General features: G+C 72.5%; 10 protein-coding genes. 4 read left to right on the top strand and 6 right to left on the bottom strand.

Features of this window, described 5'->3' with window-relative positions:
* Positions 1 to 35 precede the first annotated feature (35 nt).
* Entirely contained in the window at positions 36 to 884 is an 849-nt protein-coding gene (locus ACH9D2_RS16045; protein ID WP_396363820.1) for a phosphatase PAP2 family protein, read from the top strand.
* Here the strand turns inward: ACH9D2_RS16045 and ACH9D2_RS16040 are convergent.
* A complete protein-coding gene (locus tag ACH9D2_RS16040) occupies positions 817 to 1,710 on the bottom strand; it encodes an MBL fold metallo-hydrolase (protein ID WP_396363819.1) in 894 nt (297 codons plus the stop codon). The genes ACH9D2_RS16045 and ACH9D2_RS16040 overlap by 68 nt on opposite strands.
* 40 nt (positions 1,711 to 1,750) lie before the next feature.
* On the opposite strand from ACH9D2_RS16040, the gene gluQRS reads away from it, so the two are divergent.
* The gene (gene gluQRS, locus ACH9D2_RS16035) at positions 1,751 to 2,752 is read left to right on the top strand and encodes a tRNA glutamyl-Q(34) synthetase GluQRS (protein WP_396363818.1); all 1,002 of its coding nucleotides are present in this window, start codon (positions 1,751 to 1,753) and stop codon (positions 2,750 to 2,752) included.
* Here gluQRS and aceB read toward each other — a convergent pair.
* Positions 2,674 to 4,350 carry a malate synthase A gene (gene aceB / locus ACH9D2_RS16030; RefSeq protein WP_396363817.1) on the bottom strand — a complete coding sequence of 559 codons (1,677 nt, stop codon included), beginning with the start codon at positions 4,348 to 4,350 and terminating at the stop codon, positions 2,674 to 2,676. The genes gluQRS and aceB overlap by 79 nt on opposite strands.
* A 134-nt stretch (positions 4,351 to 4,484) precedes the next feature.
* Positions 4,485 to 5,768, bottom strand: a complete 1,284-nt coding sequence (aceA, locus tag ACH9D2_RS16025) for an isocitrate lyase (protein WP_298585467.1) — start codon at positions 5,766 to 5,768, stop codon at positions 4,485 to 4,487.
* Positions 5,769 to 5,932: 164 nt separating this feature from the next.
* Here aceA and ACH9D2_RS16020 point away from each other — a divergent pair, with 164 nt between their 5' ends.
* On the top strand, positions 5,933 to 7,414 hold the full coding sequence (locus tag ACH9D2_RS16020) for a helix-turn-helix domain-containing protein (protein WP_396363816.1): 1,482 nt from the start codon (positions 5,933 to 5,935) through the stop codon (positions 7,412 to 7,414).
* Positions 7,415 to 7,565: 151 nt separating this feature from the next.
* Positions 7,566 to 9,065: a sodium/proline symporter PutP gene (gene putP, locus ACH9D2_RS16015; protein ID WP_396363815.1), complete on the top strand. Its 1,500-nt coding sequence runs from the start codon at positions 7,566 to 7,568 to the stop codon at positions 9,063 to 9,065.
* Positions 9,066 to 9,129: 64 nt separating this feature from the next.
* On the opposite strand, the gene ACH9D2_RS16010 is transcribed toward putP, so the two are convergent.
* From ACH9D2_RS16010 to ACH9D2_RS16000, 3 genes are all read right to left on the bottom strand, one after another.
* Positions 9,130 to 10,092: an L-lactate dehydrogenase gene (locus ACH9D2_RS16010; RefSeq protein ID WP_396363814.1), complete on the bottom strand. Its 963-nt coding sequence runs from the start codon at positions 10,090 to 10,092 to the stop codon at positions 9,130 to 9,132.
* A gap of 103 nt (positions 10,093 to 10,195) precedes the next feature.
* Positions 10,196 to 12,187 carry a penicillin-binding transpeptidase domain-containing protein gene (locus tag ACH9D2_RS16005; RefSeq protein WP_396363813.1) on the bottom strand — a complete coding sequence of 664 codons (1,992 nt, stop codon included), beginning with the start codon at positions 12,185 to 12,187 and terminating at the stop codon, positions 10,196 to 10,198.
* Positions 12,188 to 12,358: 171 nt separating this feature from the next.
* Positions 12,359 to 13,321, bottom strand: coding sequence for an HpcH/HpaI aldolase/citrate lyase family protein (locus ACH9D2_RS16000; protein ID WP_396363812.1), 963 nt, complete (start codon positions 13,319 to 13,321; stop codon positions 12,359 to 12,361).
* Between the last annotated feature and the right edge of the window lie 128 nt (positions 13,322 to 13,449).

The raw sequence follows: 13,449 nt of genomic DNA, 5'->3' as shown, positions 1-13,449 counted from the left end.
CACCTCGACGATCCGCCCCACCGCCCAGGAGCTCGATGACCACGACCGCCCGCCGGCCCGCCCCCACCGTCCTGCAGGTCCTCGGCCACCTGTTCGGCGCCGCCGCCCTGTGGGCGTCGGCGGCACTGGTCGGCTACGTGGCCCTGACCACCGCGACCGGGCAGTGGCTCGACGAACTGGCCCTGCGCCAGGCGAACAACGCCTTCCCGGACCTGTCCGACCGTGTCGGCCAGCTGCTGGACTCGGTCCCGTGGGCGGTGGGCGCGGTCTCCGCCGTGTGCCTCGCGGTCCTGGCCGTGCGCTCCCGGCGCCTCGCCCCGGCGGTGGTCGGGGCGGCGGTGGTCGTGCTGTCCAACCTGACGGTCCAGCTGCTCAAGCGGGTGCTGCTGGAGAAGCCCGACCTGGGGATCCAGGAGGCCGCCGTCAACTCCTTCCCGTCCGGGCACACGGCCGCCGCGGCCGCCGCCGTGGCGGTGGTGCTGCTCGCGGCGCCCGCCCCGTCCCGGCCGTTCGTCGCGCTGCTCGGGGCCGGCGCCATGACCGCGACCGGGGTGGCCACGCTGCTGAACGGCTGGCACCGGCCCTCGGACGTCGTCGCGGCCCTGCTGGTCGTGACGGGCTGGGCGGCTCTGGGTGGCCTCGTGCTGCGCCTGACCGGACCGGTGGAGCGTCCCGCGTCGGGCGGGGGCCTGACCGCCCTGCTGGCCGTCTTCGGCGCGGGGGCGCTGCTGGTCGGTCTACTGCCGCTGTGGGCCGCTCTGCGCGTTCCGGGCGGCGGCTGGGCGGCGGTCGCGGCGTGCGCGGCGATCCTCGGCGTCAGTCTGCTGGCGGCTGCGGCGCTGACAGCGCTGCAAGCTCCTCGATCGCGGCGTCCTCGGCCCTGATCCGCTCGAGCCGGTCCAGCAGGATCCGCGCCGCCCCCGCGTTGTAGGGCAGGCGGAACATCGAGGCGGTCACGGGGCGCATGCCGTCGGGCTGCGCCGCGGCGGCCTCGCTCACGTCCACCCGTTCGATTGCCGTGCGCATGGTCCGGGCCTGCTGGAGCACGTAGCCGCGCTCCACGGGGTTGCCGTGGCCGGGGACGAAGACCTGGTACCGGTCGAGGGAGGCCAGGCTCTCGAGGGCCGCGGCCCAGCCCCGCGGATAGGAGTCGTCGAAGTTGGGGTCGGCGCCCTGCTCCACGAGGTCCCCGGTGAAGACGACGTCGTCGACGCCCACGCAGAGGTCGTTGTCGGTGTGGCCCAGTCCGAAGGAGAAGAGCACCGTCGTGCGCTCCCCCAGGTCCACCCGGGTCAGGGCGGGACGCCGGCCCGAGCCCGGCAGGTGCCGGTTGGGCACGACGAGACGGGTGTCCGGTCCCTCTGCTGCGGCCATCTCGGGCTCGTGGATCCCCACGAACGAGCGCTGGTAGTCGCCGTGCGCCTGGATCGCGGCCGCGCAGCCGCGGTGGGCCCAGAAGTCCTCGGCCCCCGCGCGCTGGAACACGGCGTTGCCCAGGAAGTGGTCGTAGTGGGCGTGGGTGTTCACGACCGTCAGCGGCAGGCTGGTGAGCGAGCGGACGGCGCCCAGGATCTCCCGGGCCTGGCGCGGGCCCGCGCCCGTGTCGATCACCAGGGCGCGGCGGGTCCCGAGCACGACACCGGAGTTCAGCCTCCAGTTGTCCGTGCTCACGGCGAAGACGCCGTCGCGGAGTTCGTTGATGCGCGCCATCCGACCAGGGTACCGACCACCGCTGGCTATCCTGGCAACCATGACCACTTCGGCCCCGGACCGTGCCGTCGGAGGCGCCGGCCGCTATGCTCCGTCCCCCTCGGGGGACCTCCACCTCGGCAATCTCCGCACGGCGCTGCTCGCGTGGGCCCTCGCGCGCTCGACGGGCCGGCGTTTCGTCCTGCGCGTCGAGGACATCGACCGGGTGCAGCCGGGGGCGGCCGAGCGGCAGCTGGCGGACCTCGCCCGCCTGGGTCTCGACCGGGACGGACCCCCGCTGCTGCAGTCCTCGAGGGAGGCCGAGCACCGGGCCGTGGTGGAGCACCTCACCGCGGCGGGGCGCACCTACGAGTGCTTCTGCACGCGCCGCGAGATCCAGGCGGCCGCGAGTGCACCGCACGGAGCGCCGGGCGCCTATCCGGGCACGTGCCGGGACCTGGGCGACGCCGAGCGGGCGCGGCGCCGGCGCGAGCGGCCCCCCGCGGTGCGGCTGCGCGCGGACGTGCGCTCCCGCACGGTCGTGGACCGCTGGGCCGGGGCGTACACGGGGCTCGTCGACGACTTCGTGCTGCTGCGCAACGACGGCCGGCCCGCCTACAACCTCGCGGTGGTCCTCGACGACGCCCACCAGGGCGTGGACCAGGTGGTGCGGGGCGACGACCTGCTGCCCTCCACCCCGCGCCAGGCGTACCTGGCCTCGGTGCTCGGGCTGGAGGAGCCGGAGTGGGTGCACGTCCCGCTCGTGCTCAACGCGCGCGGGCAGCGCCTCGCCAAGCGCGACGGCGCCGTGACCCTGGCCGAGCTCGCTGCGGCGGGGCACGGCGTCGAGGAGGTGCTCGGCTGGATGGCGGCGTCGCTGCGCCTCCCCGGCCCGGCCCGGACGGCGCAGGACGTCCTCGCCGTCTTCGACGAGGACGTCCTGCCCCGGGAGCCCTGGGTCGTGGACCCGGCCCGGTGGGCCGCTCAGGACCGCGCGGACGCGGAGCTCTCGGCCTCCTCGGGGGCGTGCGGGTCCTCGGGCTCGGCCAGGAACCGCTCGTAGGCCGGGGTGGTCAGGAACGCCGGGTAGTCGTCGCCCAGTGCCACCTCCTCGAAGATGGAGCGTGCGTCGTCGAACCGGTCGCCCTCGGCGCGCTCGATCTTCGCGAACTCCTCCTCCATCAGCTCCTGGGCCCAGTCCCGGGTGATCTCCTCGCCCTCGTCGGTGATGGCCCGCGTGTTCACCCACTGCCAGATCTGCGAGCGGGAGATCTCCGCGGTCGCGGCGTCCTCCATCAGGTTGTGGATGCCGACGGCGCCGTTGCCGCGCAGCCACGCCTCGATGTAGCGGATCCCCACCTCGATGTTGTTGCGGATCCCTTCCTCGGTGATCTTGCCCGTGGCGGAGGCGATGTCGATGAGCGCCTTGTCGTCGGGCACCACGTCCTCGCGGAGCCGGTCCAGCTGGTTGGGCTTCTCGCCGAGCACTGCGTCGAACACCTCACGGCACACCGGGACGAGGTCCGGGTGGGCCACCCAGGACCCGTCGAAGCCGTCGTTCGCCTCGCGGGTCTTGTCCGCCTGCACCTTCTCGATCGCGGTGCGGTTGACCTCCTCGTCCCGGCGGGAGGGGATGAACGCGGCCATCCCGCCGATGGCCATCGCCCCGCGGCGGTGGCAGGCCCGCACGAGCTGCTCGGTGTAGGCCCGCATGAACGGCTGCGTCATGGTCACGGCGTTGCGGTCCGGGAGGATGAAGCGGGGCCCGCGGGTCCGGAAGTTCTTGATGATCGAGAAGATGTAGTCCCAGCGCCCGGCGTTGAGCCCCGCGGCGTGCTCACCGAGCTCGTACAGGATCTCCTCCATCTCGAAGGCCGCGGTGATCGTCTCGATCAGGACGGTGGCGCGGATGGTGCCGCGGTCCGCTCCGAGCAGGGACTCCGCACGGCTGAAGATGTCGTGCCACAGCCGCGCCTCCTGGTGGGACTCGGTCTTGGGCAGGTAGAAGTAGGGACCCAGCCCGAGCTTCTTGAGCCGGCGCGCGTTGTGGAAGAAGTACAGGCCGAAGTCCACGATGGCGCCCGCGATGGGCTCGTCCCGCACGGACAGGTGCTTCTCCTCGAAGTGCCACCCGCGGGGGCGCACCACGATGGTCGGGTTGGCCCGGGCGTCCTTGTTCTTCAGGGCGTACTTCTTGCCGTCCGGGTTGGTGAACTCGATGGTCCCCTCGAGCGCGTCGACGAGGTTGAGCTGGTTGGTGACCACGTTGGTCCAGTGCGGGGTGTTGGCGTCCTCCATGTCCGCGAGCCAGACCTTGGCCCCGGAGTTGAGCGCGTTGATGGTCATCTTCCGCTCCGTGGGACCGGTGATCTCCACGCGGCGGTCCTCGAGCCCGGGCGGGGGCGGCGGCACGCGCCAGGAGTCGTCCTCGCGGATTCCCCGCGTCTCCGGCAGGAAGGCGGGGTCGGTGCCGCGGGCGATCGCCTTGCGCCGCTCCTCGCGGGCTGCCAGCAGCTCGCGCCGGCGGGGCTCGAACTCACGGTGCAGGGCCGCCAGGAAGCCGAGGGCGTCAGGGGTGAGCACACTGTTCTGCCGGGGCACGTGGTGACCCGTGAGGGTCACGCCGTTGATCGTCACGGGGTTGCTGGTCATGGTCATCATGGCTGGTTCCTCGCCTGAAGTGTGTCCTGGGGAAGATCGGGTGGGACGGCTCCGGCGCGGACCGGAGCGGAGCGTCGTCGGATGCGACCGGCCGGGGGCCCGNTCGGGCCCCCGGCCGGTCGCGCTCCCTCAGCTCAGAACTGGGCGGTCTCGGTGGAACCGGCCAGCGCCGTGGTGGAGGACTCCGGGTTGAGGACGGTGGAGACCAGGTCGAAGTAGCCGGTGCCGACCTCTCGCTGGTGCCGGGTGGCGGTGTAGCCGCGCTCCTCGGCCGCGAACTCCCGCTCCTGCAGCTCCACGTAGGCCGTCATCTGGTTGCGGGCGTAGCCGTGGGCCAGGTCGAACATCGAGTAGTTCAGGGCGTGGAAGCCGGCCAGGGTGATGAACTGGAACTTGAAGCCCATCGCGCCCAGCTCCCGCTGGAACTTGGCGATCGTCGCGTCGTCCAGGTGCTTCTTCCAGTTGAAGGAGGGCGAGCAGTTGTAGGCGAGCATCTGGTCCGGGTGCTCCGCGTGGATGCCCTCGGCGAACTTCTTGGCCAGCTCGAGGTCCGGGGTGCCGGTCTCCATCCACAGCAGGTCGGCGTACGGGGCGTACGCGTTGCCGCGGGCGATGCAGGCCTCAAGACCGTTGCGGACCTTGTAGTAGCCCTCCGCGGTGCGCTCGCCGGTGACGAACGGCTTGTCGCGGTCGTCGACGTCCGAGGTGATCAGGGTGGCCGCCTCCGCGTCGGTGCGGGCGATGATCAGCGAGGGGACGTCGGCGACGTCGGCCGCGAGCCGGGCCGCGCTGAGGGTGCGGACGTGCTGCTGGGTGGGGATGAGCACCTTGCCGCCCAGGTGGCCGCACTTCTTCTCGGAGGCCAGCTGGTCCTCCCAGTGCACACCGGCCGCGCCGGCGGCGATCATGGACTTCATCAGCTCGTAGGCGTTGAGCGGACCGCCGAAGCCGGCCTCGGCGTCGGCCACGATCGGGACCAGCCAGTCGTCGACGGTGCTCGTGCCCTCGGAGTGCTCGATCTGGTCGGCGCGCATCAGCGCGTTGTTGATCCGCCGCACGACCGCCGGGACGGAGTTGGCGGGGTAGATCGACTGGTCGGGGTAGGTCTGGCCCGCGAGGTTCGCGTCACCGGCGACCTGCCAGCCGGAGAGGTAGATCGCCTTGAGGCCGGCCTTCACCTGCTGGACCGCCTGGTTGCCGGTCAGGGCACCCAGGGAGTTCACGAAGTCCTCGGTGTGCAGCTTCTCCCACAGCTGCTCCGCGCCGCGGCGGGCCAGGGTCATCTCCTCCTGCACCGAGCCGCGCAGGCGGACGACCTCCTCCGCCGTGTACTCACGGGTGATCTGCGCCCAGCGGGGATCGGCGTCCCACTCCTGGCGGATCTCGTCGGCGGTCTTGGGGGCGTTGGGGTAGGACATGTCGGCTCCTCGTTGAGTGGTCCGTGGTCAAGTGCTCGTTCGGCTTCGGGGGTCGCCGGGAAGTTCGCTCTCCCGTGGTGACACATCCCACTTTGCCCCAATTAGGACCGGATCAACCCACATTTCCTCGTGAACTTTCACTGTTTTTCGCATATGGTGAAGAAATGACCACGAGCGCCTGGGGATACGAGGAACCGACGTCGACCGAGCAGTCCGGCACCACCGATCTGATCGGCCTCGGCCGGCGCATCCGGTCGCTGCGCAAGGACCGGGGGCTCACGCTCGCGGAGCTCGCGGACCGGGCGGGCACCGCCACGTCGCAGCTGTCCGTGATCGAGAACGGGCGGCGCGAGCCGCGGCTGAGCCTGCTCCAGCGCCTTGCGGAGGTCCTGGGCACGAGCGTGGACGCCCTGCTCGGGGCCGAGCCCGGCAACCGTCGCGAGGCCCTCGAGATCCAGCTCGAGCGCGCCCAGCGCTCCCCGTTCTACGAGCAGCTGGGCCTGCCGACCGTCCGGGTCAGCTCCGCCCTGTCCACCGAGGTGCTCGAGGCGCTCGTGGCCCTGCAGGAGCGCCTGGCCGAGGCCCTCGAGAAGAACTCGGCCACCCCGGAGGAGGCCCGCCGGGCCAACGTGCAGCTGCGCCGGCTCATGCGGGAGCAGAACAACTACTTCCCGGACCTGGAGCAGGCCGCCAAGGAGCTGCTGACCCTGGGCGGCTACTCCTCGGGGCCCGTGTCCAACTCCGTGATCTCCGAGATGGTGGGCAGGCTCGGCTACAGCATCCACCACGTCACCGACCTGCCCCACTCGACCCGCTCGGTGACCGACCTGCTCAACCGGCGGATCTACCTGGTGCAGAGCCCCCGGGCGGACCACGACCCGCGCGCGGTGCTGCTCCAGGCCGTGGGTCACCAGGTGCTGGGTCACGAGCCCCCGAAGGACTACGCCGAGTTCCTCGCCCAGCGGGTGCAGACCAACTACTTCGCCGCCGCGGTGATGCTCCCGGAGGACAAGACCGTCCCGTTCCTGCTCGAGGCGAAGCGGAACCGGGACCTGTTCCTGGAGGACCTCAAGGACCGCTTCGCCGTCTCCCACGAGACGGCGGGGCACCGCTTCACGAACCTCGCGACCCGCCACCTGGGCATCCGCACCCACTTCCACAAGGTGCACTCGTCCGGGGTGATCCACAAGGCCTACGAGAACAACGGCCTGGCGTTCCCCACCGACCACACCGGGGCGATCGAGGGCCAGATCTCGTGCCGCAAGTGGTCCGGGCGCACCGTCTTCGACCAGCCCAACCAGTTCACGGCGTTCGCCCAGTACACGGACACCCCCTCCGGGACGTACTGGTGCTCCACCCGCACGGAGCTCTCGAGCCAGGGCGTGTTCTCGATCGGCGTGGGCGTCGCGTTCACCGACGCCCGCTGGTTCCGCGGCCGCGACACCCCGCACCGCACCGTGTCGACGTGCCCGGACCCCTCGTGCTGCCGGCGCCCGCCCGAGGAGCTCAGCCGGGTGTGGGCGGGCCACGCGTGGCCCAACACCCGGGCGCACTCCCACGTGCTCGCGGCCCTGCCGGAGGGGGCCTTCCCGGGCGTCGACGAGCGCGAGGTCTACGAGTTCCTGCAGGCGCACGACACCGCCTGAGCCGGTCTCCCGGGCCGCCGGCGGGCTCCGCCTCTACCCGTAGTGGCTGGCCACTGCCTCGGAGCCCGCGTAAAGTCCTGTGGGACCTTTGTTCCACCCACCCCCCTGGACGCTGCGCTCCACCGGGCCGGCTCCGGGCGGAAAGGACACCATGACCCAAGAGATATCCCAGACGATCGCGATCGTCATCTACTTCGCCGCCATGATCGCGATCGGGCTCTACGCCAACAGCAGGACGAAGAACCTCGACGACTACATGCTCGGCGGGCGCAACCTCAAGCCGGGCGTCGCCGCGCTCAGCGCCGGCGCCTCCGACATGTCCGGCTGGCTGCTGCTCGGACTGCCCGGAGCGGTCTTCCTCTCCGGCCTGGTCGAGGCGTGGATCGCCATCGGGCTGATCATCGGCGCGTGGGTCAACTGGAAGTTCATCGCGCCCCGGCTGCGCTCCTACACCGAGGTCTCGCACAACTCGATCACCATCCCGTCCTTCCTGGACAACCGGCTCAAGAGCGGCTCACGGCTGCTGCGCATCGTCTCCGGGCTGATCATCCTGGTGTTCTTCACGTTCTACGTCTCCTCCGGCATGGTCGCCGGCGGGCTGTTCTTCCAGTCCTCCTTCGGCTCGACCTACCACGCGGGCCTGCTCCTGGTCGTGGGCGTGACCATCGCCTACACGCTCTTCGGCGGCTTCCTGGGCGCGACCTACACCGACGTGGCCCAGGGCGTCCTCATGTTCATCGCCCTGCTCATGGTCCCGGTCGTCGGGATCATCAACGTCGGCGGCTTCGGGCAGATGGCGGAGAACATCACCGCGGTGGACCCGGACGCCCTCTCGCTCGTGCGCGGCGCGACCGTGGTCGGCGTCATCTCGGCCCTGGCGTGGGGCCTCGGCTACTTCGGCCAGCCCCACATCATCGTCCGCTTCATGGCCATGCGCTCCCCCTCCGACGCCAAGACCGGCCGCCGGATCGGGATGACCTGGATGGTGCTGAGCGTCATCGGCGCGATCGCCACCGCCCTGGTGGGCCTCGCCTACTACGGCAACCGCCCGGACGAGAGCCCGACAGACCCCGAGTCCGTGTTCCTCGACCTCGCGCAGGTCTTCTTCCACCCGGTCGTCGCGGGCTTCGTCCTGGCGGCCGTGCTCGCCGCGATCATGTCCACGGTCTCCTCCCAGCTCATCGTCTCCTCCTCCGCCCTGGTCGAGGACCTGTACAAGCTGACCGTGAAGCAGTCCCCGTCCGAGCGCAAGCAGGTGTGGATGGGCCGCGCGGGCGTGGCCGCCGTCGCCCTCGTCGCCTCGTTCCTGGCCTGGGAGCAGAACAACACGATCCTCGGGCTCGTGGCCTTCGCGTGGGCCGGCTTCGGCGCCTCGTTCGGCCCGATCGTGATCCTGTCCCTGTTCTGGCGCAAGCTCACGAACCTGGGCGCGATCACGGGCATGGTCCTGGGCGCGGTCACCGTGTTCGTGTGGACCGTGACCCCGTGGGCCGACCTCTACGAGATCATCCCCGGCTTCGTCGTGAGCCTCGTGTCCGCCATGCTGGTCTCCAGGGCCACGTACCGGCGTGACGAAGAGGTCGAGCGCGAGTTCGACGACGCCGTGCGCCTCACCCACGCGGCGCAGGACGAGATGGCGGCGAGCCGCTGACCTCCCGCGCTGCAGCACCGGGGCCCGTTCCGCACGCCGGAACGGGCCCCGGTGCCGTTCGCGGTCAGTACCCGATCGAGGCCAGGGTCGCCCGGATCGCCTCGGCGGAGCGGTGCAGCATGGCCAGCTCCTGCTCGTCCATGGGCACGACCAGGCGCTCGACGACGCCCCGCCGCGCGACGACCGACGGCACGGACAGGGCGACCCCGCTGAGCCCCCGATAGTCGTCGAGGACCGTGGACACCGGCAGCACGGCGTGCTCGTCCCGCAGCACGGCCTCGGCCACCCGAGCTCCTGCCAGGCCGATCGCGTAGTTGGTGGCGCCCTTGCCCTGGATCACGGTGTACGCGGCGTTGATGGTCCGGTGCGTGATCTCGTCCAGCCGGTCCTCGGTGAACGGCCGGCGCCCCTCGACCGTCCACTCGCGCAGCGGGATCTGCCCGATGTTCGCGTTCGACCACAGGGGGAACTCGGTGTCGCCGTGCTCGCCGACGATCGTGGCGTGCACGCTCGTGGTGGAGACCCCGCCCTCCTCGGCCAGCAGCCAGCGCAGCCGCGAGGTGTCCAGCACGGTCCCGGAGGCCATCACCCGCTCCGTGGGCAGCCCGGTGAGCTTCTGCGCGATCACCGTGAGCACGTCGCAGGGATTGGTCACCAGCACGTACACGGCCTCGGGGGCCTGCTCCACGAGCCGCGGCATCAGCGACTCGAGGATCGACGCGTTGGCGCCCGCCAGCTCCATCCGGGTCTGGCCGGGCCGCTGCTTGGCCCCGGCGGTCACGAAGACGACGTCCGAGCCGGCGAGCACGGCGACGTCGTCGGAGCCGGTCACCCGGGAGCTGGGGGTGAACATGGCCCCGTGGGCCAGGTCCAGGCCCTCGGCGCGGACCCGGTCCCCGGCGAGGTCGTAGAGGGCCACCTCCTGCGCGACGCCCTTGATGAGGGCCGCGTACGCCAGGGACGAGCCGACGGACCCGGCGCCGACCACGCCGATCTTGGTTCTCGCGGGAGCGGTGGGCACGGTCACGGGGACTCCTGACGGGTTCGGCGGCCCGCGGCTGCGGACGGTGTGCTCCCATCCTGGTCCGGCGGCGCCAGGGGCGGAAGGGGGACGCGGGCGCCGGCGGTCCTCAGCCGGCGCGGGACGCGGAGGCCGCCGCGGCCAGGAAGTCGCGCATGATGGGTCCGCCGGTCACCGAGCCCAGGTCGCCGTCCTCCACGAAGACCGCCACGGCGAGGTCCTCGTGCTCGGCGATCACCCAGGAGTGGGTCCGGGGCGGGTCCTCGTCGCCGAACTCGGCCGTGCCGGTCTTGCCGATCGCGGTGTCCGGCTCGAGCTCCTGGAGCACGCCCAGGTGCCCGGAGGAGACGACGGCCCGCATCATGGTGCGCAGCTGCTCCGCCTCCTCGGCGGTCAGCGGCTCCTCGGGGCCGGGTGCGGCCGCGGCGTCGTCGTGCAGGCCCTCGGTGCTGACGAGGCGGGGGGTGACGAGCTCCCCGGCGGCGACCGAGGCGGCGAGGTTCGCCATGCTCAGCGGGGACACGAGCGTGCGGCCCTGCCCGAACATCGCGGCGGCGTGCTGGGGCGGTGGCTCCTCCTGGGGGATCTCGCCCCAGAACGCGGGCACGGGCAGCTCCGCGGGGACCCCGATCCCGAGCGCGGCCGCGGGCCGGGCCAGTTCCGCCTGGCCGATCCGGTCGTGCTGGTCCACGAAGCTGGTGTTGCAGGAGTGGGCGAGGGCCTCGGTGAGGGTGATCGACCCCGTGAACTCGGCCGGATAGGACTCGACGTTGTCGATCCGCACGCCCGCCGCGGTCGTGGACGGCGGGCACTGCACGACCGTCCCGGGGGTGTCGCCCTTCCGGAGCATCCCCAGGGCCGTGACGACCTTGAAGGTGGAGCCGGGCGCGTACTGGCCGAGCAGCGCGGTGGAGTAGCCCTCGGAGCCCGGCCCGTTGGCCGACACGACGAGCTCGCCCGTGGAGGGCCGGACCGCCACGACCGCGGACGGGGACTCGATCCCGGCCAGCAGCTCCTCCGCGGTGGCCTGGAGCCCGCGGTCCAGGGTCACCGCGACCGGCTCGCCGGCCTGCGCCGGCACCTCGAACAGCGGCTCACCGGCGGCCGGCCGCACGCCGTCGTCGTCACCGGCCACGACCTCCTCGACGACGACGCCGGGTGTGCCGCGCAGCCGCTCGTCGAAGCGTTCCTGCACTCCCCCGCGCCCGGTCGCCGACCCGGCGGCGAGCTCCCCGCCGGAGTCGGCCACGTCCTCGGCCGTCGCCTCGCCCACGCCGCCCAGGAGGTCGGCGGCGAAGCCGCGGGACGGGGGCAGGGGCATCTCGTCCTCGACCACCAGCAGCCCCGGGACCGCCTCCATCCGCTGCGCGTCCAGCGCCCGGAAGGCCTCCTCCCGCAGCGGCAGGGCCTCGACGAACGCCTCGGGCCCGGCCTGCTCGACGGCCTCGGCGTACGCGTCGGCGTCGATGTCCACGACCGCGGCGAGCCGGCGCGCCGCCTCGCCGGGGTCCGCGCCCCCCAGCCTCGACCGGTCGATGCCGACCCGCCGGATCGGCCGCTCCGTCACCAGTGTCTCGCCGTCCGCCCCGAGGATGTCCCCGCGGTCCGCGGCCACCGTGCGGGCGCGCAGGGCCTCCCCCTCCTCGAGGCCCGGCCGCACCACGGCCGGGGACCACTCGGGGACCCAGTCACCGGACCCGGCCCGGACCAGCGGAAGGACCGAGTCGTACACCCAGTCCTGCTCCGCTCCCGGGAGGTCCCACGACCAGGACAGGGTGGCCTCGCGCCGCCCCTCCGCCCCGGCGTCCTCGACCCCGGAGACCTCGACGGCCGGGGCGGCCTCGCCGAGGCCCGCGACGACCTGCTCGTACTGCTCCTGGGCGGAGGCACCGTCGACGTCGCCGAAGGACAGCTCCGCGACGCTGCCCGCGCTCAGTGCCGCGGCGACCTGCTCGGCGGCCTCCCGTCCGCCGTCGGGGGCGAGCACCGAGCAGCCGGTGGCGAGGAGGCCGGCGGAGAGGGCGGCCGAGACCGCCGTCCTCGGCCACCGGTGGGGCGGCCGGGACGCCGGGGGCAGCGGGGCGGGGCGCGGAGTCTGCACGCCCCCAATGTAGTCCGGCCGCCCCTGGCCGGCACAGACCGGGCGGGGCGGCCCGGACACGGAAGAACCGGTGGGCGCCGTGTCTGCACGGCACCCACCGGTCCGTCGGACGCGCGGGGAGGGGGTGCGCTCCCGCGCGAGGGGGCCGGGGGCCGGCCCCTCACCACCGGATCAGCAGTGGTACGTGTCGGTCGGCGCCTCGAAGTGGACGTCGTAGCCCTCGGGAATGCTCAGGCCGAAGGCACCGGCCAGGCCCAGGATCTTCTTGGCGCGGGCGAGCCGCGGCAGGTCGGAGCCGTTGCGGATCTCCCCGCCGTCGGCGTCGAACTCCTGGAGGAACTCGGTGGCCCAGGACAGCTCGGACAGCGACGGGCTCAGGCCCTCGTTGACCGTGGCGGTCTGCTCCGGCATGAGGCACAGCTTGCCCGTCATGCCGAACTCCAGGGTCACGGACGTGGCCTCGGCGAGCTTGGGGCCGAGCGCCCCGACCGCGGGCCCGTCGATGGGCCCGGGGAGGTTGGCCGCCCGGGAGGCGATGGTGAACTGCGAGCGCGTGTAGGCCAGCGTCATGGGGTTCTCCCCGAAGCCGGTGTCGCGCCGGAAGTCGCCCAGGCCGAAGCCGAGGCGGTACGTTGAGCGGGCGCCGGCGATGGCCTGCAGGTGCTGCACGCCGCGGGCCGTCTCCACGAGCGCGACGATCCTCGTGTCCTTGAGCAGCTCCGCGGTGCGGGTGACGTGCTCGGGGGACTCGACCATGGCCAGCATGACGCCGTCGAGGCCGCGGACCCCGGCGAGGGCCCGGAGGTCCTCCTCCCACCACTGGGTGCCGAAGCCGTTGACCCGCACCCACGCGTGGTGCTGCTCGCCGTTCTCGTCCCGGGCGTCCAGCCAGCTGATGACGTTGCGGCGGGCCCGCTCCTTGTCCTTGGGCGCCACGGAGTCCTCGATGTCCAGGACCACGACGTCGGCCGCGCTCGCCCGGGCCGCCGCGAACCGCTCGACCTGGGCGCCGTTGACGAGCAGCCAGGAGCGGGCGAGCTCCGGGCCGACCGCGGGAGCGGCGGGCCGGGGAACCACCGGCAGGGACGAGGTGGTCGGGGTCGTCGACGAGGTCTCGATCGAGGTGGCAGTCATGAGGGCGTACCCGTTCTCCGTGAGGTGCAGCGTGCTGCGGTGCAAGAGCGTGCCGGGGCATCCGTGCTGTGAGGGCAGACGCTGCCCGGCGGAACCGTGACCGGTCCCGGGCCCGCGGGAACGATCGC

The sequence above is a fragment of the Kocuria rhizosphaericola genome, from assembly GCF_044462205.1.
Classification (GTDB): Bacteria; Actinomycetota; Actinomycetes; order Actinomycetales; family Micrococcaceae; genus Kocuria; species Kocuria rhizosphaericola.
Note: the sequence above shows the minus strand (reverse complement) of the source record. Positions and strands in the feature narration are given on the sequence as shown.